Source organism: Mesorhizobium silamurunense, from assembly GCF_014843825.1.
In the GTDB taxonomy this organism is placed as follows: domain Bacteria; phylum Pseudomonadota; class Alphaproteobacteria; order Rhizobiales; family Rhizobiaceae; genus Mesorhizobium; species Mesorhizobium silamurunense.
In genome coordinates this window covers 1-20,212 of sequence record NZ_JHQR01000285.1, presented here as the reverse complement: position 1 = coordinate 20,212, position 20,212 = coordinate 1, and the positions used below count along the sequence as shown (strand labels likewise).

Sequence of the window (20,212 nt, the reverse complement as noted above, 5' to 3'; positions counted from 1 at the left end):
CGGCGGATACGCCGTGACCCTCGCTCCCGGATCGACCATCGGCATCATCGGCGGCGGCCAGCTCGGCCGCATGCTGGCGATGGCCGCCGCCCGCCTCGGCTATCGCACAATCGTGCTGGAGCCGCAGCCCGATTGCCCGGCGGCCCAGGTCGCCAACCGGCAGATCGTCGCTCCGTATGACGACCCCGCGGCACTTGCCGAACTGGCTGCCGCCAGCATCGTCGTCACCTACGAGTTCGAGAATGTCCCGGTTCAAGCCGCGGAGACGCTCGCCGCGCGCGTTCCGGTCTATCCGCCGGCGCGCGCGCTCGAGGTTGCGCAGGATCGCGTGACCGAGAAGAGTTTCCTGAACGGCATCGGCATTCCGACGGCAGAATTCTGCCCGGTCGACAATGACGACCAGTTGACGGTGGCGTTGCAAAAGTTCCGCGGTAGCGGCGTGTTGAAGACACGCCGCCTGGGCTATGACGGCAAGGGCCAGCGCGTCTTCCGCAACATGGAAACCGGCGGGTTTGCCGGCACCTGCGAGACGATGGGCAACGTGCCGCTGATCCTTGAATCGCTGGTCGTCTTCGAGCGCGAGATTTCGGTCATCGCCGCGCGGGCACACGACGGCTCGACGGCCGCTTACGATCCGGCCGAGAACATCCACCGCGAGGGCATTCTGCGAACTTCGACCCTGCCTGCCGCCATTCGGTCTGAAACGGCCGAGGCAGCCAAGGATGCGGCTTCAAAAATCCTCGTGGCGCTCGACTATGTCGGCGTCATCGGCGTCGAGTTCTTCGTTCTTGCCGACGGCTCGCTGCTGGCCAACGAGCTGGCGCCGCGCGTCCACAATTCCGGCCACTGGACCGAGGCCGCCTGCCTCGTCTCGCAGTTCGAGCAGCATATCCGCGCGGTCGCCGGCCTGCCGTTGGGCTCGCCCGCCCGGCATTCCGACTGCGTGATGGAAAACCTGATCGGCGACGACGTGCTGAAGGTCCCGGCGCTGCTCGCCGAGCCCGATCTGATGCTGCATCTCTACGGCAAGGCCGACTCGCGCCCCGGCCGCAAGATGGGGCATTTCACGCGGATCAGCCGCCTGCACTGATCCCCCAACTACTGCATATCCTGGTCTTCGTCCTCGTCCGGGCTGGCGCAGGTCGGATCGCCGTCTTGGCAATTGGGACCTGAAGTGAGCTGCTTGGTGCGCTCATTGGTCAGCTTCGTCAGGCATTGCGAAACCTCCATCGGATGGATGGAGCCGCCCTCGCTGTCGGCGGTCGAATAGGCGCATTCGGCATCGCGAAAGGCGATCCAGGCGCGCTGCGCCGTCTGCAGAAGCTTGTTGGCCTTCTCGTCATTGCCGCCGACGAGATCCTTGTAGGCGGCGTTCAGCTTGGCATCGGCCGCCTCATAGTCGGTGTTGGCGCAAATGCTCATCATCGACTGGCTGTCGTCGTTGCGGTCGCATTCTTGTCCCCAAGCCGCCGGGGCGGTTGCCAGGAGGACAAGACAGGCTGGCAGGAAGAGACGGCGCATGCTGGATCTCCAATCGCTTTGCGTCGGCCCAGCATCCCAGCCGCTCCCGAGTCGCGCAATGCGGCGCGATCCGGATGGCGAATATTTGATGAGCGCGCCGGTTGCGGCATCAGAGTTGCGCGCTTGCGGTTGACATGGGCAAGGCTCCTCGTTTATGAGCCACGCAAGTTCAAAGGCGCGTTTTTTCCGGGCGCGCCTTTAAAATTCGGCCCGGGACCGGGCCCCGACCGAACAGGCAAGACCATGAAGATCAAGAATTCGCTCAAGGCGCTCAAGGCGCGTCACCGCGACAACCGGCTGGTTCGCCGCAAGGGACGCATCTACATCATCAACAAGACCGCTCCGCGCTACAAGGCGCGCCAGGGCTGAGACTTGCGCGCGGCCTGATGAATGTCGCCCAAAACTGCGTAGCGGTTTTGGGAGAACGACGTGAACAAAGAGGCCGTGCCGCGCTGATGTCGATTGCCGGTTCGCCGGCCCTCTCACGCTAAAATCATTTTGACGATCCGCCGTCCGGCGTTAGATTCCGGCGATGCGGATTCTTTTTGCATTCTTCACCGCCGTCCTCTTCGCCTGTGCTGCCTCGCCTGCATCGGCCGAGGACCAGGACACGCAGCCCTCCGCCGCCTCGCCGCCACCGGCCATCACGCCGCCGCCCGTCGCCTCGACCAGGCAAGGACGGCTCAACCAGCTCTTTGCCGATCTCAAACGCGAGCGCAACGAAAAGGCCGCCGAGCGCATCGCCGGCCGCATCTGGAATGAGTGGAACCAGTCCGGCAGCGCCTCGATCGACCTGATGATGCAATGGGCGCAGAAGGCGACGGAAGACCAGAAATTCGACGTCGCGCTCGACTTCCTCGACCAGGTGGTGACCTTACAGCCCGACTATGCCGAAGGCTGGAACCGCCGCGCCACCGTGCATTTCCTGATGAAGAATTACGGGAAGTCGATGTCGGACATCGACCATACGCTGCATCTCGAACCGCGCCATTTCGGCGCGCTCTCGGGTCTCGCGCAGATCATGGCCGAAACCGGCCACAAGCAGTCGGCGCTGGAAGCCTGGCAGAAAGTGCTCGCCATCTATCCGATGATGCGCAGCGCCCAGGACCAGGTATCGGCGCTTTCGGAAGAGCTGGCCGGCGAAGGCATTTGATGGAGAAGGGAATAGGGAATTAGGCAGTAGACAGAAATATACCACTACTGCCTACTGCCTACTGCCATCCTCCAAAACTAATTCCGCTCCGGGATGTTCAAGCTTTTGATCGTGGCCCGCATCGACTTCATTGCCGTTGGGCTGGCCGCAGGCGTGTAACCCGTATCTCTTCCGCATGAACCTCATCTGCGCCGCGCTTCTCTTCCTCATCGCGCTTATCTTCGCCCTCGCCGGCATTACCCGCACCGGCGTCTGGCTGATCGAGCGCCGCAATTCGCCGGGCGGTGAATTCGCCGACGTTAACGGCGCGCGCATCCACTATATCCATATTCCGGCGCCTGCCGGCGCCGCTCTGCCGCCGATCGTCTTCATCCATGGCGCCAGCGCCAACCTCAGGGACCAGATGCTGCCGCTGAAGCCCCTGCTCGAAGGCCGCGCCGAGTTGCTCTTTCTCGACCGGCCCGGCTTCGGCTGGTCGGAGCGCGGAGCGGGCAACAACGAAACCCTTGCGGCGCAGGCAGACACCATCGCCGCGCTGATGGATCGCCTTCGCATCGGCAGAGCGATCATCGTCGCCCATTCCTTCGGCGGCGCGATCACCACCGCCTTTGCCCGCCAGCATCCCGACAAGACGCTCGGCCTCGTCTTCCTGGCGCCCGTCAGTCATCCTTGGCCGGGCGGCGCGACCGCCTGGTATTACAAGCTGACGGCCGTTCCGGTGATCGGCTGGCTGTTTTCCGAGACGATTGCTTACCCCGCCGGCATGCTGCAAATCGGCGACGCGACGGCCTGCGTCTTCTCGCCCAACAATGCGCCTGACGACTATATCGACAAGGCCGCGATCCCTTTGGTGTTGAGGCCGCGCGCCTTCCGCGCCAACGCCCGCGATGTGGCCCAGCTATATGACTATGTGCGCGCGGCCTCGCCCGGCTACCGTGAAATCAAGGTACCGACGGTCGTCATCTCCGGCGATCGCGACAAGGTGGTCTACGCCACCATCCACTCCGTCGGCCTGGAGCGCGACATTCCCGGCGCGGAGCTCATCTGGGTCCGCAACCTCGGCCACAAGCCGGACTGGGTCGCGCCCGATCTCGTCGTCGGCGCTATCGAAAGGGCTGCCGGCGCGCCGGTCGACTTGCAGGCGATGGCGAGCGTCGTGGAAAGCCGCATCGCCGGTGACACGCAAGGCGCCGGCAGATGCCCGGAACTCAAGGTGCCGGACGCCCAACTCGCGCCGGGCTGACGCTTCGGATCAGTGTGTTTCCGACCCGACATAGGCGATGCGCAGCATGTTGGTCGAGCCGGGCGTCCTCAGCGGCACGCCGGCGGTGATGATGACGCGGTCGCCCGGCTTGCCGAAGCCTTCGTCGAGCGCGATGCGGCAGGCCCGGTCGACCATGTCGTCGAGGTCGATCGCGTCCTCCGAGACCACGCAATGCGTGCCCCATAGAAGCGAGAGCCGGCGCGCCGTGTTGACGATCGGCGACAGCGCCACGATCGGCACCTGCGGCCGCTCGCGCGCGGCGCGCAGGCCGGTGGTGCCGGAGGCGGTGTAGGTGATGATCGCCGACAGTTTCAGCGTCTCGGCGATCTCACGCGCGGCGAGCGAAATGGCGTCGGCACCGGTCGCTTCCGGCTCGGAGCGCTGCGCGTTGATGATGCCGGCATAGGTCGGATCGGTTTCGACCTTGGTGGCGATGCGGTTCATCATGGCGACCGCCTCGACCGGATAGGCGCCGGCAGCGGATTCGGCCGAAAGCATGATCGCGTCCGCGCCTTCGAACACGGCGATCGATACGTCCGAGACCTCGGCGCGGGTCGGCACGGGTGCGGTGATCATCGATTCCAGCATCTGGGTCGCGATCACCACCGGTTTGCCGGCGCGGCGCGCGGCGCGCGTGATCTGCTTCTGGATGCCGGGCACCGCCTCCAGCGGCATCTCGACGCCGAGATCGCCACGCGCAACCATCAATGCGTCGGAGAGCTCGATGATCTCGGCCAGGCGAGCGACTGCCTGCGGCTTCTCGATCTTGGCCATGATCAGCGCCCGGCCGCGCGCGATCTTGCGGGCTTCGGCCAAATCCTCCGGCCGCTGCACGAAGGACAGCGCCACCCAGTCGACACTCGCCGCCAGCACCGCGTCGAGGTCGGCCCGGTCCTTTTCGGTGAGCGCGCCGACCGGCAGGTCGGTGTCGGGCAGGCTGACGCCCTTCTTGTCGGAAATGCCGGTGCCGGCGACGACCGTGCAGGTGATCGACTTGCCGTCGCTCTTGACCGCCTTGAGCTCCAGCTTGCCGTCGTCGATCAAAAGACGGTGGCCGGCCTCGACCGAGCTCAGGATTTCGGGATGCGGCAGGTAGACCCGTTTCGACGTGCCGGGTTCCGGATTGTCGTCGAGCGTGAAGGTCTGGCCGACAGCCAGCGCTTCCTTGACATTGGCGAACTTGCCGACCCTGAGCTTCGGCCCTTGCAAATCGGCCAGAATGCCGATCGGCCGGCCGACGGCCGCTTCGACGGCGCGGATGCGGCCGACGAGCGTGCGCATCAGCTCATGGTCGGTATGGCTCATATTGATGCGGAAGACATCGGCGCCCGCCTCGAAGAGCTTTCGCAGCATCTCCTCGGACGAGGAAGCCGGACCGATGGTGGCGAGGATCTTGACCTTGCGGTTGCGTCTCATTGACTGTTTGTTCCCGGAGCGGGGGTCGCTGGCGCGCCGCCCGTTGCGGGCTCGTCGGTCAGCTGGACCATCCAGCTTGCCTGCTCGCCCGTGTCATATTCCTGAAATCCGGCGCGCTGGAAGCCCCGGGCGACGCAATCATTCACGCCGGCAATCTTGAACTCTTTCTCGGCGACGCACATGTTGATCGGGCCGTCCCAACGCCCGCCGCGCTCGGCGTCTTCTGCATAAAGATAGTAAAACCTTGATGACAGCGGCCCCTCGATCAGCGTCTTGCAGGTCGACCCTTCGATGTGCCACCAGCCTTCGGTGATCCAGCCGGCCTTCGCCCGATAGCCGATGCCGACGCCGACCAGGTTCTGTGTCGCGTTGCAGACGCGGAAGTCGGCGCGCGCCGGCGAGGTCGCGCAAAGCGCGCTGATAACCGCGCCAAAGATCAGGAGCGGCAGGGTCAGGCGCTTGCGCAGCCTGCCAGCGAAACCCATCCCAAATCCCTTCGCGAACCACATCTGCATCTCTCGAAGCCCTTTTCAGCAAACTCCGGGCGCATGTCAACGCGCCGTTTTGTTCAATTCCAATCGATTTAGAGAGGCTCGCGCATGACCCCGAAAATCGGAATCGATTTTCGGAAAGGATCATGCGCCAAAATCAAAGTGCTACAGCGTCCTTTGCGCGTCCAAGAGGACGCGCGGCGCTGTAAGCGCGCGATTTGGCGTCCATCCGGGATTTTTTGCAGAAACCGTGGCCAAACAACGGCATTGCGCCTCAGTCCTCTTCGTGGAATGACGATACCACCCCGCCCGGACACTCGCGAACAGACCGTTTTCAACCGATGACCCGATCCACAGCTTTCGCGCCCTTCGACATCATCGAGGGCGACCGCAAGAAAGGCATCGTGCTTCTCGCCGACCACGCCCGCCGCGACCTGCCGGAAGAATATGGAAGTCTCGGCCTACCGGCGGAGGAGTTCGAGCGTCACATCGCCTATGATATCGGCGTCGAGACGGTGACGCGCGAGCTGGCGGCGGCGCTCGACGCGCCGGCCCTGCTTGCCGGCTTCTCCCGGCTTCTGATCGATCCCAACCGGGGCGAGGACGACCCGACGCTGATCCGCCAGCTCTATGACGGCACCATCGTGCCGGGAAACTATCCCATGGCGGCCGAGGAGCGGGAGAAACGGCTCGACCGCTTCTACCGGCCCTATCACGACGCCGTCGGCGCGATGATTTCCTCGGTGGCGCACGCTTCCGGGAAAGCGCCGTTCATCTTCTCGGTGCACTCCTTCACCCCGCGCATGCAAGGCTTCATCCGCCCCTGGCATGTCGGCATCCTATGGGACCGCGACGACCGCGTGGCGCGGCCGCTGATCGACATGCTGGCCGAGGACAAAGCGCTCGTCGTTGGCGACAACGAGCCATATGACGGCGCGCTACGCGGCGACACCATGTTCCGCCACGCCATCGTCAACGGCTATGCCCATGCGCTGATCGAGATCCGCCAGGACCTGATCGCCGAGCGCGCCGGCGCTCTTGCGTGGGTCGAACGGCTGGCCCCGATCGTTGACGCCATCGACCGCCGTCCCGATATACATCAGGTGAAGATGTTCGGCTCGCGCACCGGGCCGGTGTGACGGACCTCAAGCTCACGGAGTTCCATGCAATGGCCGAACTCAGCGACGAACAGAAACGCGATTTCGAGGCGGCCGCCTTCCGCCGGCTGGTCGAGCACCTGCGTGAGCGCGGCGACGTCCAGAATATCGACCTGATGAACCTCGCCGGCTTCTGCCGCAACTGCCTGTCGAACTGGTATCGCGAGGCCGCCGAGGCGGACGGCGTCGCGCTCTCCAAGGACGAATCGCGTGAGATCATCTACGGCATGCCCTATGCCGAATGGCAGGCGCTCAACCAGACCGAAGCGTCGGACGCCAAGAAGGCCGAGTTCGAGGCTAGGCGCCCGAAGGATCACTGAATTATCGGGACGGCGCATAGGTTCCTAACGCTGGCGGGACAGCGCCCCCTTTGGCCTGCCGGCCATCTCCCCCACTTGGGGGGAGATCAGACGTCGCGTCGGCTTTCGCCAATCTCCAACGTTGCAGGATGAGCGGCGCGCTGGCACAGCCAATCTCCCCCCTTGTGGGGGAGATGTCCGGCAGGACAGAGGGGGGCGCGAAGGATCGCTGCGGAACGGCTTCATCGCTACCCTTCGACTTGGCCCACAAGCTTTGGTGGTGAGGTGCTTGACTGCCAATTGAATCGATCCAATTTGCCGCCGCGAGCCACCGGCGCACCGGATTTCAGAGCGTGAACATACAAACCACAATGCAAGCGCGGCCGCTGGGCCGTTGCCGGCATTTTCCTTGCCAATGGCTTCCTCACCGGCAGCTGGGCGCCGCAGATCCCGGTGTTCCTCACCCGGCTGGACATCTCGAAATTCATGCTCGGCCTGCTGATCCTGCTGTTCGGGGTCGGCGCGGTGATGGCGATGACCTGGTGCGGCCATCTCATTTCCAGGCACGGGTCGCGCACCGTGCTGCGCTGGTTCGGCGTCTGCGGCAGTTTCGGCCTGCTGGTCGTGGCGCTCGCCCCCAACGTGCCGCTCGCGGCAATCGCCATGCTCATCTTCGGCGGATCGATCGGCGGCATGGATGTCGCCATGAACTCCAATGCCGTGGTCGTCGAACGGCGGCTGTCGCGCGCGATCATGTCGTCCTCGCATGGCTTCTGGAGCCTCGGCGGCTTCGCCGGCGGCGCGCTCGGCGGCTACTCGATCCAGAATTACGGCTACCTCTCCCATGCGATCGTGGTGACCGCGATCGCTTTCGCCGTTATTGGCCTTGCTGTTCGCTACCTTATCGCCGAGGACAAACCGCGGGCCGCCGAGCATCAGAAATTTACGCTGCCCCGGCACACAATAGTCTATCTGGTCGGGCTGATGGCGCTGCTCACCATGGTCTCCGAGGGCGCGGTGCTCGACTGGGCGGCGCTTTATCTGCACCAGGAGGTCGGCGCCGACCTTGCGATTGCCGGCCTCGCCTATGCCGCTTTCTCCGGCGTCATGGCGCTGATGCGCTTCCTGGGCGACGGCGTGCGCAACCGCTTCGGCGCGGTGGCGACGCTGCGCGGTTCGGCGCTTGTCGCCGCCGCCGGCATGTTCGTGGCCGGCCTCTCGCCTTCGCCTTATCTCGCCATTGCCGCATTCGCCTTCTGCGGCTTCGGTATCGCCAACATGGTGCCGATCCTGTTCTCGGCAGGCGGCAACCAGGAAGGCATGTCCTCGGGCACCGGCATGAGCGTTGTCACCACCGTGGGCTATTCCGGCATCCTGGTGGCGCCGTCGGCGATCGGCTTCGTCGCCGAGCACTCGAGCTTCGGCCCGATCTTCATCGCGCTTTCGGGCCTGCTGGTCATCGTGTTGTTGATGGCCAGCCTTGCTCACCGGGCCGAATTCGCCGCCGATCCGGCGCCGGCGGAGTAACGCTTCAGCTCTTCATGCAGGAAATCCGCCACCCGGCGGATACGCACGCTGGTGCGCACATCGCGATGCATCGCAAGCCACACTGGTAGCACGGGCAAGGGAACCTCCGGCAAAAGCTTCTCCAGGTCCGGATCGCGGTTCGCCAGCGGCTCCTGGCCGATGCCGATGCCATTGCCGGCCCGCACCGCTTCCCAGAGCACGATCTGGTTATCGGTCCTGAAGCGGAAGTCGCTGCGGCCGACCGCAATACCAAAAGCGGTGAAGCCGCGAATGATCTCGTCGCTGCGGTCGAACCCGACCAGGGCATGGTCGAAGAGATCGGCGGGCTTTTGCGGACGGCCGCGCCAGTCGAGATAGGATTTCGCCGCGCACAGGCAAAGCGCAATGTCGGTGACCTTGCGCGCCACCAGCTCGTTCTGCGCCGGCCTAACCATGCGGATGGCGATGTCGGCATCGCGGCGCAACAGGTTCTCGACCTGGTTCGAGGCGACGATCTCGACCTCGATGCCCGGCTCCTCCTCGCCAAGACGCGCCGTCATCTGCGGCAACACGCAAGCCGCGACCACTTCGCTGGCGGCAATGCGCACCGTGCCCTCGATCGCCTCGACCGATCCGAGCGCCAGCAGCGAGAAGGCATTGGCCTGCTCGCTGACCGCCTGCCCTCGTTCGTAGAGCGCGCTGCCGGCTTCCGTCAGTTCGTAGCCGCGCCGCCCGCGCCGGAACAGCGTGACGCCCAGCGCCTGCTCCAGCTCGGCGATGTGGCGGCCGAGCGTCGGCTGGCTCGCCGCCAGTCTGCGCGCCGCAGCCGACAGGCTGCCTGTTTCGGCCACCGCGACGAAACTCTTGATCAGGTTCCAGTCGAATTCTTTCATTCATTTTTGAATATCATATCGCCGATCTTAGTCAATTTTCATTCGTTTCCGGGGAGGTCAGATTAGGTGGGGCAAACGCAATCAACGGAGACGAACAATGACCAAGATCGCAATTCTGGGCGCCAATGGACGGCTCGGCCGCGTGGTCGCCAAGGCTTTCATCGACGCCGGTTTCGACGTCCGCACCGTCACCCGCACCGGCAAGGTGCCGGCCGAGCTCAAGGGCGCCACGGCGGTCGCCGGCGATGCGCTGGACAGACAGTCGCTGGTCCGCGCCACCGAAGGTGTCGACATCATCTTCAACGGGCTCAACCCGATCTATACCGACTGGGGCAAATGCCTGCCAATGGCCGAGAACGTCATGGCCGCCTGCCGCGCGAATGGCGCGCTGCATCTCTTCCCCGGTACCGTCTACAATTACGGCTCGCCGATGCCTGAGGTGATCACTGAGGACACGCCTTTCCATCCGACGACCGAGAAAGGCCGCATTCGCTGCGCCATGGAAGAGCTGTCCGGTCGCGAGGCCGATGCTGGCCGGGTGCGCACCATTCTTCTGCGGGCCGGCGACTTCTTCGGCGGCACCGGCAGCGGCTCGTGGTTCGACCTCGTCGTCGCCGCCAAGATGGAAAAGGGCACCTACACCGCGCCTGGACCGGCCGACCTCGTGCATGAATGGGCCTATCTGCCCGACTTCGCCGTTGCCTTTGTCGGGCTGGCGCGCAATCTCGACAAGCTTGGCTTCTACGAGGCGCTGAATTTCCCGGGCCACGCCGTCACCGACCTCGAGATCAAGGCCGCCGCCGAGAAGGCGCTCGGCCGCAAGCTGAAGCTCTCGTTCATGCCGTGGTGGGTGCTGCGCGCCGGCAGCCCGTTCGTGGCCATGTGGCGCGAGATCGTCTCGATGTCCTATCTGCGCTTCGAGGCGCACCGGCTGGTCTCGACGCGATTGGAGAGCATCATCCGCGAGATTCCGCACACCCCGCTCGACCGGGCTGTAGCGGAAGCCATGCAGGATATCGGCATTGCCGTCGCGGCCTCGCGCCAGGCCGCCTGATCAACGCTGAGCACCAAAGCTGAACCGGCCGGGCCTCGGAGGCCCGACCATGGATCGTTGAAGATCAGATCCGGCCCAACAGCAGCAAAATCAGCAGAATGACCAGAATTACGCCAACGATCCCCGAAGGCCCGTAGCCCCAGGCGCGCGAATGCGGCCATGCCGGCACGGCGCCGATTAGGATCAGAATCAGGATTATTACGAGAAGTGTGCCGATCGTCATGAAAATGCCCTCGCCGTCTGGTTGAACCTCGAGGGAACAATGCAAAAAGCCGCCCGGTTGTTCCCGGGCGGCTTTTTGCATTTGGATTTCGAAAACCAGCTATTCCGCGGCCTTTGGGAAGGCGACCGCCGGATCGGTGCCAGGCTCCGTGGCCGGTTGATCGGTCGACACCTTGCCCTTGCCGCGGCCGAACAGCCGGCTGAGCCAGCCGCGCCGCGCGCCGGGCTTCACCTTGGCGCGGGTGAACACCATCAGCATCGACGGCGTCACCACCAGGGTCAGCAAGGTGGCGAAGGAGAGGCCGAAGACGATCGCCGAGGACAGCGAAATCCACCATTGCGTCGACGGCGCGTTGATCGTCGTCTCGTGATGGAAGATTTCGAGGCCGAGGCCGAAGGCGATCGGCAGCACGCCGAGGATGGCCGAGACCGCCGTCAGCACCACCGGCCGGGCGCGCTCGCGGCAGGTCTGCAGCACCGCGTCTATCTTATCCCAGCCTTCCTCGCGCAGCCGGTCATAGGTGTCGATGAGCACGATGTTGTTGTTCACCACCACGCCGGCGAGCGCGATGACGCCGATGCCCGACATGACGATGCCGAAGGCTTCGCCTGTCAGAAGCAATCCGAGGAATACGCCGATGGTCGCCATGACCACGCAGGACAGAACAAGCCACACGCTGGTGAACTTGTTGAACTGCGCCAAGAGCACCAGGAAGATCAGGAAGATCGCGGCGCCGAAGGCCTTGCTCAAGAAGGCGCTGGCTTGCGCGCTGTCCTCGTTGGAGCCGGCGAGCTTCCAGCGGATGCCGCTGCCGAGATTCATGTCGGTGACAGCCTTTGTGACTTCCTGCTGCACCGCCGCGACCTGCGCGCCGGCGCTGACATTGGCTTGCACCACCACGGTCCGCGCGCCGTCGATGCGATTGAGGATACCCACCGTCGGCTCCGGTTTCCGCACCACGAAGTTCGAGATCGGCACCGACCCTTGCGAGGTCTGCACCCTGAGCTCGTCGAGCGTCGACAGCGTGCGCCGGTCTTCCGGCAGACGCAGGCGGATGTCGACGGCGTCGTCGGCGCCGGCCGGCCGGTATTCCGACAGCTTGAGGCCGTTCGTGACCAATTGCACCACCGTGCCGACCGAGGTCGGGCTGATGCCGTATTGCGCCGCCTTGGCGCGGTCGACCTCGAGCGCCCAGTCGACGCCAGGCGGCGGCAGACCGTCGGAAACGTCGATGACGTTGGGGATCCTGGCGATCCGCGCCGCCACCGCACGCGCCTTGTCGTCGAGCCCGGTCGGGTCGGCGGCAGAAAGCCTGATCTGGATCGGCTTGCCGGTCGGCGGACCCGCTTCCGGCACGCGCACCTCGACGTCGACGCCCGGAATGCCGGCCATCACCGCGCGCAGGTCGTCGAGGATCTGGTTGGCGGACTTGCGCTCGCGCCAGTCGACGAACTCGTACTGGATCACGCCGACGACGTCCTCCGGGATGTCCTGGCCGCCGCCTTGCGTCTTGCCGACGCGGGTATAGACCGACTTCACGCCCGGCCAGCCGAGCAGCCGGCTTTCCGCCGTCTTGGTCGCGGCGTCCATTTCGGCCAGCGATAGATTGCCCCGGGCATGCACGTAGAGCAGGCCGTAATCCGGCTCGACGCTGGGGAAGAACTCGACGCCGGCGCCGTATTTCGAATAGGCGAAGCCGACGCCCACCAGCAGGCCGACGGTGAGCAGGATGACGGTGATCGGGAAGCGCACCGCCTGCTTGACCACGGCCATGTACCAGCCGTCGCGATGATCTTCCTCGTGATGCGCCGGCGCCTTGGCGAAGATGGCGCCGAGCGTCGGCGCGAACACCAGCGCATAGAGCATCGAGGCCGACAGCGTCACGATCAGCGTGATCGGCATGTATTTCATGAAGTCGCCGATGATGCCGGGCCAGAACAAGAGCGGCGAGAAGGCGGCGATGCGCGTCATCGTCGCCGCGATGACCGGGCCCGCCATGCGCTTGGCGGCCAAAGCGAAGGCGTCCGCCTTCGGCATGCCCTCGCTCATGCGCCGTTCGGCGAATTCGGTGACGATGATGGCGTCGTCCACCAGCATGCCGACCGCCAGGATGAGGCTGAACAGCACGATCATGTTGATCGTGTAGCCCATCATCGCGAGCAAAAGGATGCCGATCAGGAAGGATGAGGGGATGGCGAGGCCGATGAGCAGCGAGGCACGGCCCGACAGCGCGTAGAGGATGACGATGAACACCAGGATGACGGCGATCATCACATGGTTCTGCAGGTCGCCCAGAAGCTGGTTGACGAAGACCGACTTGTCCTGCGTGTAGGTGACGTGCATGCCCTCCGGCATCGACTTGATGAAATTGTCCGACACCTCCCTGACATGGGTCAGCGTGTCGATCAGGTTGGCGCCGATGCGCTTCTTCACTTCGATGGCGATCGCCGGCTTGCCGTCGAGGCGGGTCACCGTCTCGGCGTCCTTGAAGGTCGAGCGTACGGTGGCGACGTCCTTGGCCTGCACCACCGCATTGGGCGTGGCGACGACCGGCAGGCTGGCGACGTCCTCAGGCTTCTCGATCAGCGACGGCACCTTGACCGCGTATTTGCCTTCGGAACCTTCGAGATTGCCGGCCGCGACCAGGCTGTTCGAGGCGCCGACGCCCTGGATCACCTGGTCGAGTTGCAGCCCGTAGGAGGAGAGTTTTACCGGATCGATGACGACTTCAACCAGATCGTCGCGCGCGCCCTGCAGCGAGCCTTCGAGCACGCCCGGCACTTCCTCGATGCGGTCGCGCAATTCGCGCGCCGCAGACGTCAGCACGCGCTCCGGCACGTCGCCGGACAGTGTCACGACCAGAACCGGGAATTCGGACACGTTGACTTCGGTGACGGTCGGCTCCTCGGCCGCCTGCGGCAGGTCGGCCTTGGCGTCCTGCACCTTGCTGCGCGTATCCTGCAGCGCGGTGGCCAGATTGGTCTGCGGCTGGAACTCGACCAGCACGTAGCCGCCGCCCTGGAAGGCGGCCGAGCGCATCTCCTTGAGCCCCTTGAGGCTCTTGAGCTTGCTTTCCATTGGCCTGAGCAGCAGGCGCTCGGAGTCCTCCGGCGAAATGCCCTGGTAGATCAGGCTGACATACATCATCGGAATCGGAACGTCGGGTTCCGCTTCCTTCGGCGTCGACTGATAGGCGACCCAGCCCGCGACGAGCAGGAACATCAGCGCCGATATTGTGAGGCGGGCGTTGTTGATGGCGAGTCTGACGATGTCCATGACTTATGCCTGCTGTTTCTTTCGGGAGCTGCGATGACGGCCAGCGACGCCGGACAAGCCCGGCGTCGGGAGTCGTCGCGCTACTGGGTACCGGCGGTGGCTTCGCCGATCAGCTTGTTGATGGTCGCCTGATCGGCCTCGACGGGCTTAACCAGATCGCCTTCCTTCACCAGCTCCTGGCCGGCGACGATGATGCGCGCGTCCTGCGGGATGCCGCCGAGCACCAGGCCATGCGGCGTGTCGTCGACGAGATCGATCGGGAAGAACGCCACCTTGTCGTCCTTGCCGACCGCGCGGATGCCGAGATCGCCCTTGTCGCCCAGCGTCACCACCGAACGCGGCAGCATGACGGCGTTGGTCGGTTCGGCGCTGAGCGTGATCTCGGCCGTCATGCCGGCCGGGATGGAGCCGTCGCCATTGGGGATCGCCACCTCGACACGGAAGGTGCGGGTCTGCGAGGAGGCATCGCGGCTGATATAGCGCACCGTGCCGGTGACCTTCTGGTCGTTGACCAGGCGCACATTGGCCTCGTTGCCGATCTTGATGTAGCGCAGGTCGCGCTCGCTGATCTCGCCGCGTGCGATCACCGGATCGAGCTTGAGGATGGTGGCCACCTCGCCGCCCTGCATCACCGAGCTGCCGAGCTCGACCGGCACGCGGTCGATGACGCCATCGAACGGCGCCTTCACTTCATTGCGGTCGAGTTCGGCCTGCGCCGTCTCCAGCATCGACTGCGCCGCCGTCAGGTTCGAGCGGGCGGTGTCGAGCTGCAGCGCGGGCAGGTTGCCGGTTTTCATCAGCCGCAGCGCCGCGTCGAGTTCGGCTTGGCGCTGCGCCAGGAGTTGCCTGGCGTTGTCGATGTTCGAGATCTTTTCCTCGGTGGCGAGCATCAGCACCAGGTCGCCCGTCTTGACGTGATCGCCCTGCTTGACCGGCAGCTTGTCGATGACGCCGGCGACGCGGGTGGCAAGCACCGCGCGCTTGTCGGCTTCGGTCAGGCCCGAGATCCGTATTGCCCGCGCGTAGGTCTTGCGTGGCGGCGTCACCACCGCGACCGTGCGCAATGCCGCCTTCGGCTCGGCCTCTGCCGTCTTCGGCTTGTCGGCCCCGGCCTGCGCGGCTTTGCCCGCTTCTCCTGCCTTCTGGTGATCGGCGGCGCTGCCCACGGACGAGAACTCGCCCGTTGCCATCCAGGCAGCGAATCCGATGAGCACAGCAATGGCTGCAAGCTTGTGAAACCTGATTTTCGGCATCGACGTTTTTTCCACTACGGGTTCGGCCGGGCCGCGTCTTGAGATGCGGGCGCGTCGCCGATATGGGTTAGCGCTGAGCCGTGTTCAATTTGCCGTGATCGGCGAAACGCGCTTCTACCGCAAAGCAGCGGCGCAATATAGTGAGAAAAATTGCAGCATCATTGCGCCTCCAGCCGTGGCGGACAGGCTTTTTTCCACTTTTCGGTCGCTCGACTGCCCGGCTTTTCCCGGTCCGGGGCAGATTTTTCGCTCGTTCGACCACTCAGTGGCAGCAGGCGTCAGTATGATGCGGAATTTTTTCGCGCAATGACTTGCTGGATTGGCACGAGACAACGCAGAGGACGCGCCCACTTCGAAAATAAATCCTGTCAGGTGATCAGGTTCAGCAACCGGAACAGCCGCTCGAACGTCCCGCCATAGGGCGGTCTGAGCAGGCCGCCGGCACTTAAGCGGGACTGGACGAAGATCGGCTTTTCCTTGCTGAAGGTCCGAAAACCCCATTCGCCATGGTAGGCGCCCATGCCGCTCTCGCCGACACCGCCGAATGGCTGCCTTTCCTGCACCAGATGCATCATGCAGTCATTGACCGTCACGCCGCCGGCGACGGTTTCCCGCATCACCCTTTGGCGATTGGCGCTGTCCTTGCCGAACCAATAAAGGGCGAGCGGACGCTCGCCCCGGTTCACATGCTCGATGGCGTCATCGACCGTGCCGTATTCGAGGATCGGCAGCAGCGGCCCGAAGATTTCCTCGCGCATCAGCCGCAGGTTTTCGCCGGCATTCCTGACCAGAACAGGCGCCATCTTGCGGTCGCTCTCGCCAAGCTTTTCGTTTGCCGGGTTGACCTCGGTGACATCGGCGCCGCTTTCGCGCGCCTCGGCGATCATGTCGCTCAGCCGCTGATGGTGCCGTTCGCTGACGATCGCCGTGTAGTCGGGATTGTCGCGCAAGTGCGGATAGAGCCGCGCCATGGCGGCGGCAAGTTTCGTGGCGATCGCCGCACCCTGCCCTTGCGGGACCATCAGATAGTCGGGCGCGATGCAGGTCTGGCCCGCGTTCAAGAGCTTGCCGTAAGCGACGCTCGACACCGCAGCATCGAGATCGCAGGTCGCATCGAAGATCGCCGGCGACTTGCCGCCGAGCTCGAGCGTGACCGGCGTCAGATTGGCGGCGGCGGCCAGCGCCACCTGGCGACCGACGGCGGTGGAGCCGGTGAACAAGAGGTGATCGAAAGGCATCGACACGAATGTCTTGCCGACCTCGGCATCACCGACCACCACGCTCATTTCGTCGGGAGAAAAATGCTCTTCGACCAACCGGGCAAGCAGCTCCGAAAATTTCGGCGTCAGCTCGGACGGCTTGAGCAGCACGCGATTGCCCGCTGCGAGCGCGGCGGTCGCCGGCGCGATGGCGAGCTGGAACGGATAATTCCAGGGCGAGACGATGCCCACGACGCCGAGCGGCTGCGGCAAAAGGCGGTTGCGCCCCGGCAGGAACGGCAGGCTGGTGGCGACGCCGCGCTCGCGCATCCAACCGCGCAGATGCCGAATGGCATGCCTGATGCCGGCGCGGACGACGAACAGTTCCGCAAGCCGCGTTTCCTGCGCCGCCCGTCCAGTGAAATCGCTGTCGATCGCCTCGCAGATCTCGGCTTCATGCCTTTCGGTCAGCGCCAGCAGCCGCTTCAGCCGGTCCTTGCGCACCTCGAGGCCGGGAAAGGGCTCCTTCTCGAAGGCCCTGCACTGCGCTTCAAACCTGACCCCAAGGGAGTTCTGTCTGGTCTGCAGCATCGCCACCTCCCGTTTACGTGCAGGTAAACGTACATCGCTCAACGGGCCGAATCCAGCGCCTCGCCAGTGCCGTTAGGGAAGCTTCAGCGCGAACTGATATATGCTAGGCCCGGCGGCGCGCCGACTCCGGCTTCATGTGCGCGGCGAGGAATTCCTTGACCCGCCGGCCCGGCGCCGGGCCTCGCACCGGCTTGAAGCCGTCGTCGAGCTCGCCCGACAGGTCGAGCGTTGCTTGTCTGCCGACGGCGTCGTAATTCTCCTCCAGCCAATCGCTGGCGGCGCTTCGGCCAAGATCGCGAAGGTAGGCGAGGAAGGCCCATTCGGCATTGACCTTGGACGAAGCAGAGAGGTCCTTGAACGCCTCGTCGGCATCGATGCGGTGCATGCGGATGTCGCGATATTCGCCGTGCGGCAAGCGGCCGGCCGCGATCAACTCCTTGACGAAGGCGATCGAGCGGAATTCGCGCAGCAGCCCGGCGTTGAAGGTGATCTCGTCGATGCGGTTCTGGATCTCGTTGGCGCTCTTCGGCGTGCCCTCGCGCACCACCGGGTTGATCTGCACCAAGAGCACGTCCTCGGTCGCCGCCGTCTTGAAGAAAGGATAGAGCGCCGGGTTGCCGCCATAGCCGCCGTCCCAATAGGGCACGCCCTTGATCTCGACGGCGCGGAACAATTGCGGCAGGCAGGCCGACGCCATCACCGTATCGACGTCGATCTCCCCGTCGGAGAAGACGCGCAACTGCCCGGTCTCGACATTGGTCGCCGAGATGAAGAGTTCCATCGACTTGCAGGCGTGCACGTTGCGAAAGTCGATTTCCTTCTCGAGCACGTTACGCAGCGGATTGAGGCCGAGCGGGTTGGCGACGTAAGGCGAGAACACCCGTGACATGGTGTCGAAGAAGAGATAGCCGGGCGTGTTCTCGATTGACCAGTTGCCCCACACGACATCCCACGGCATGCGCTGCACCGGGCTGAAGCGGCCCTTCGAGGCCACGGCCCGCCAGAAATCGTCGAGCTTCTTGCGCGCGCCCTCGACGCCGCCGCGCACGAAGCCGTCGGCCAGCGCCACCGCGTTCATGGCCCCGGCGCTGGTGCCGGACACGGCCGCGATCTCCAGCCGCCCGTCCTCGAGCAGGCGGTCGAGCACGCCCCAAGAGAAGGCGCCGTGCGAGCCGCCACCCTGGAGCGCGATGTTGATCTTCTTCTTGTCCTCCGCCTTGCCGTTCTTCGCCATGGCGTTCCTTGTCTCGATGCTCCGGCTTGCCCCAACGTCATGGTGCGAAGCGGTTGGTCATCAGCCTATGTTGCAGTGCAGCACATAAGGACTAACCAAGGCAAGAACACGAACACGGTCGCGTGATCGGTTGAAATTTCGGTCATGAAAAACCTCTCCGCTGACCGGAAACGGAGAGGTTGCATCAAGGCCTGATCCAAATGTCAGGCGACGAGATCGGGCACCGGCCCGACATAGCGCGACTGCGGCCGGATCAGCCGTCCGGTCGCCTGCTGCTCGCGTGCATGCGCAATCCAGCCGGCGACGCGGCCGGCGGCAAAGACGTTGGAGAACGCTTCCTTAGGGAAGCCGGCGGCTTCGAGCAGCAGTGCCGTGTAGAATTCGACATTGGTCTGGATCGAGCGCTGGGGCTTGGCGACCCTGAGCACATCGAGTGCCGTCTGCTCCACCGTCTCGGCGAAAGCCAGCCGGCTGCCCGTCTCCCGGCTTCCTGTATCTTTGCGGGAACCGAGCCGCCGCACGACCGCCTTCAGCACGTCGGCGCGCGGATCGCGCACGCGGTAGATGCGATGGCCGAAGCCCATGATGCGCTCGCCGCGCGCGATCTCGCCCCGCAGCCAGGCGGCGGCGTCGCCGCTGGCTTTGATCGCGTCGAGCATCTCGATCACCGGCCCCGGCGCGCCGCCATGCAGCGGACCTTTCAGCGCGCCGAGCCCGGCCAGGATTGCCGAGGTCAAGCCCGCCTGCGTCGACGCCACCACCCGCGTTGCGAAGGTGGACGCGTTGAGCCCATGGTCGCAGACCGTGACCAGATAGGTGTCGAGGGCCTTGGCAAGCGCCGGCGTTGACGGGCCGCCGAGCATTTTGAGCATATCGGCGGCATGATCGGCGCGAGCATCCGGAGGAAGCGGCTTCTCGCCACGGGTAAGTCGCAGCAGGGCCGGCGTCAGCACCGCCGGCGCCGCGACCAGCCTGAGCGCATCGGCCAGCGCCTCGCCATCCGGCAACAGGGCGATGCCGGCACGCATGGCGCTGTAGATATCGAGCGGCGCCAGTTGGCCCAGCATCGGCTGCAGCCGTTCGAAAACATCGGTTCGCGCACTGCCGATCGCTTTCTCCAGTTCGGCGTCGCCGGGAAGCTCATCGAAAAAGCCGTCGAACAGGAGGCGGACCACCTGGCCGTAGCGCCAATGGCCGGCGAGTTCCGTCAACGAATGGCCTCGGATGGTGAGATGCCCGCCTGCCCCATCGACATCGGAAAGCACCGTGTCCGCCGCCACAACATCATCAAGTCCATTTGCCATGACTTGTCTCCTTGACCTTTTGTGCACTGCAATTAATGCTGCGCAATCAATGCATCAATCTTGATCAATTGAATCAATGCGAGGCGCCTGGGCATGTCCGAATGGCTGACACGGGAGGAAGCGCTGGCGCGGCTCAACGTCCGGCCGCAGACGCTCTATGCCTATGTCAGCCGCGGCCGCATCGGCATGCGGCCGGACGGGGCCGACCCGCGCCGCAGCCAATACCGCGCCGACGATATAGCCGCGCTTGCGACACGACGGGCGCGCGGGCGAAGCCCGCAAGCGATCGCCGAAAGCGCCATCGCCTGGGGCGAGCCGGCAATCACCACCGCCATCTCGACCGTGCTGCACGGCCGCCTCGTCTATCGCGGCAAGGAC

General features: G+C 64.7%; 19 protein-coding genes. 9 read left to right on the top strand and 10 right to left on the bottom strand.

Translation table 11 applies throughout. From position 1 onward, the window contains the following. Window positions 1-13 precede the first annotated feature (13 nt). On the top strand, window positions 14-1,090 hold the full coding sequence (locus DH10_RS29415; RefSeq protein ID WP_192247069.1) for a 5-(carboxyamino)imidazole ribonucleotide synthase: 1,077 nt from the start codon (window positions 14-16) through the stop codon (window positions 1,088-1,090). A gap of 8 nt (window positions 1,091-1,098) precedes the next feature. Here the strand turns inward: DH10_RS29415 and DH10_RS29410 are convergent, their stop codons facing one another. Beyond that, window positions 1,099-1,521, bottom strand: coding sequence for a lysozyme inhibitor LprI family protein (locus DH10_RS29410; RefSeq protein ID WP_192247071.1), 423 nt, complete (start codon window positions 1,519-1,521; stop codon window positions 1,099-1,101). Window positions 1,522-1,764: 243 nt separating this feature from the next. On the opposite strand from DH10_RS29410, the gene ykgO reads away from it, so the two are divergent. From ykgO to DH10_RS29395, 3 genes are all read left to right on the top strand, one after another. Next, the gene (ykgO, locus tag DH10_RS29405; RefSeq protein WP_040974291.1) at window positions 1,765-1,890 is read left to right on the top strand and encodes a type B 50S ribosomal protein L36; all 126 of its coding nucleotides are present in this window, start codon (window positions 1,765-1,767) and stop codon (window positions 1,888-1,890) included. A 163-nt stretch (window positions 1,891-2,053) separates the two neighbouring features. Next, window positions 2,054-2,674 (top strand): tetratricopeptide repeat protein, encoded by a 621-nt coding sequence (locus DH10_RS29400; protein ID WP_192247073.1) that lies wholly within the window; start codon window positions 2,054-2,056, stop codon window positions 2,672-2,674. A 175-nt stretch (window positions 2,675-2,849) separates the two neighbouring features. Next, window positions 2,850-3,917, top strand: coding sequence for an alpha/beta fold hydrolase (locus DH10_RS29395; protein ID WP_192247075.1), 1,068 nt, complete (start codon window positions 2,850-2,852; stop codon window positions 3,915-3,917). 9 nt (window positions 3,918-3,926) lie between these two features. Here DH10_RS29395 and pyk read toward each other — a convergent pair whose 3' ends face one another. Further along, window positions 3,927-5,354 carry a pyruvate kinase gene (gene pyk / locus DH10_RS29390; RefSeq protein ID WP_192247077.1) on the bottom strand — a complete coding sequence of 476 codons (1,428 nt, stop codon included), beginning with the start codon at window positions 5,352-5,354 and terminating at the stop codon, window positions 3,927-3,929. Continuing rightward, window positions 5,351-5,839, bottom strand: coding sequence for a DUF1036 domain-containing protein (locus DH10_RS29385; RefSeq protein WP_192247146.1), 489 nt, complete (start codon window positions 5,837-5,839; stop codon window positions 5,351-5,353). Before DH10_RS29385 ends, pyk begins: the two co-directional genes overlap by 4 nt. 347 nt (window positions 5,840-6,186) lie before the next feature. On the opposite strand from DH10_RS29385, the gene DH10_RS29380 reads away from it, so the two are divergent. The 3 genes from DH10_RS29380 to DH10_RS29370 all read left to right on the top strand — a co-directional run bounded on the left by DH10_RS29380 (window position 6,187) and on the right by DH10_RS29370 (window position 8,828). Beyond that, complete coding sequence (locus tag DH10_RS29380; RefSeq protein WP_192247079.1) at window positions 6,187-6,984, top strand: N-formylglutamate amidohydrolase; 798 nt, start codon at window positions 6,187-6,189, stop codon at window positions 6,982-6,984. A 29-nt stretch (window positions 6,985-7,013) separates the two neighbouring features. Then, the gene (locus tag DH10_RS29375; protein ID WP_192247080.1) at window positions 7,014-7,322 is read left to right on the top strand and encodes a DUF1244 domain-containing protein; all 309 of its coding nucleotides are present in this window, start codon (window positions 7,014-7,016) and stop codon (window positions 7,320-7,322) included. A 381-nt stretch (window positions 7,323-7,703) separates the two neighbouring features. Beyond that, entirely contained in the window at window positions 7,704-8,828 is a 1,125-nt protein-coding gene (locus tag DH10_RS29370; protein WP_192247148.1) for an MFS transporter, read from the top strand. On the opposite strand, the gene DH10_RS29365 is transcribed toward DH10_RS29370, so the two are convergent. Beyond that, window positions 8,786-9,700, bottom strand: a complete 915-nt coding sequence (locus tag DH10_RS29365) for a LysR family transcriptional regulator (protein ID WP_192247082.1) — start codon at window positions 9,698-9,700, stop codon at window positions 8,786-8,788. The genes DH10_RS29370 and DH10_RS29365 overlap by 43 nt on opposite strands. A 97-nt stretch (window positions 9,701-9,797) precedes the next feature. On the opposite strand from DH10_RS29365, the gene DH10_RS29360 reads away from it, so the two are divergent. After that, window positions 9,798-10,754, top strand: a complete 957-nt coding sequence (locus DH10_RS29360) for an SDR family oxidoreductase (RefSeq protein ID WP_192247085.1) — start codon at window positions 9,798-9,800, stop codon at window positions 10,752-10,754. Between the two features lie 64 nt (window positions 10,755-10,818). Here the strand turns inward: DH10_RS29360 and DH10_RS29355 are convergent, their stop codons facing one another. From DH10_RS29355 to DH10_RS29330, 6 genes are all read right to left on the bottom strand, one after another. Next, window positions 10,819-10,977 carry a DUF3309 family protein gene (locus DH10_RS29355; RefSeq protein WP_192247150.1) on the bottom strand — a complete coding sequence of 53 codons (159 nt, stop codon included), beginning with the start codon at window positions 10,975-10,977 and terminating at the stop codon, window positions 10,819-10,821. Between the two features lie 99 nt (window positions 10,978-11,076). After that, entirely contained in the window at window positions 11,077-14,253 is a 3,177-nt protein-coding gene (locus tag DH10_RS29350; RefSeq protein ID WP_192247087.1) for an efflux RND transporter permease subunit, read from the bottom strand. A gap of 80 nt (window positions 14,254-14,333) precedes the next feature. After that, window positions 14,334-15,506 carry an efflux RND transporter periplasmic adaptor subunit gene (locus DH10_RS29345; RefSeq protein ID WP_192247089.1) on the bottom strand — a complete coding sequence of 391 codons (1,173 nt, stop codon included), beginning with the start codon at window positions 15,504-15,506 and terminating at the stop codon, window positions 14,334-14,336. A gap of 368 nt (window positions 15,507-15,874) precedes the next feature. After that, complete coding sequence (locus DH10_RS29340) at window positions 15,875-17,296, bottom strand: coniferyl aldehyde dehydrogenase (protein ID WP_192247091.1); 1,422 nt, start codon at window positions 17,294-17,296, stop codon at window positions 15,875-15,877. 103 nt (window positions 17,297-17,399) lie between these two features. Beyond that, the gene (locus DH10_RS29335; RefSeq protein ID WP_192247093.1) at window positions 17,400-18,530 is read right to left on the bottom strand and encodes a patatin-like phospholipase family protein; all 1,131 of its coding nucleotides are present in this window, start codon (window positions 18,528-18,530) and stop codon (window positions 17,400-17,402) included. A gap of 203 nt (window positions 18,531-18,733) precedes the next feature. After that, complete coding sequence (locus tag DH10_RS29330) at window positions 18,734-19,834, bottom strand: citrate synthase/methylcitrate synthase (protein ID WP_192247095.1); 1,101 nt, start codon at window positions 19,832-19,834, stop codon at window positions 18,734-18,736. Window positions 19,835-19,927: 93 nt separating this feature from the next. Between DH10_RS29330 and DH10_RS29325 the strand changes: the two genes are divergently transcribed. Then, on the top strand, window positions 19,928-20,212 hold a 285-nt coding region (locus tag DH10_RS29325; protein ID WP_425515381.1), incomplete at its 3' end, for a helix-turn-helix domain-containing protein.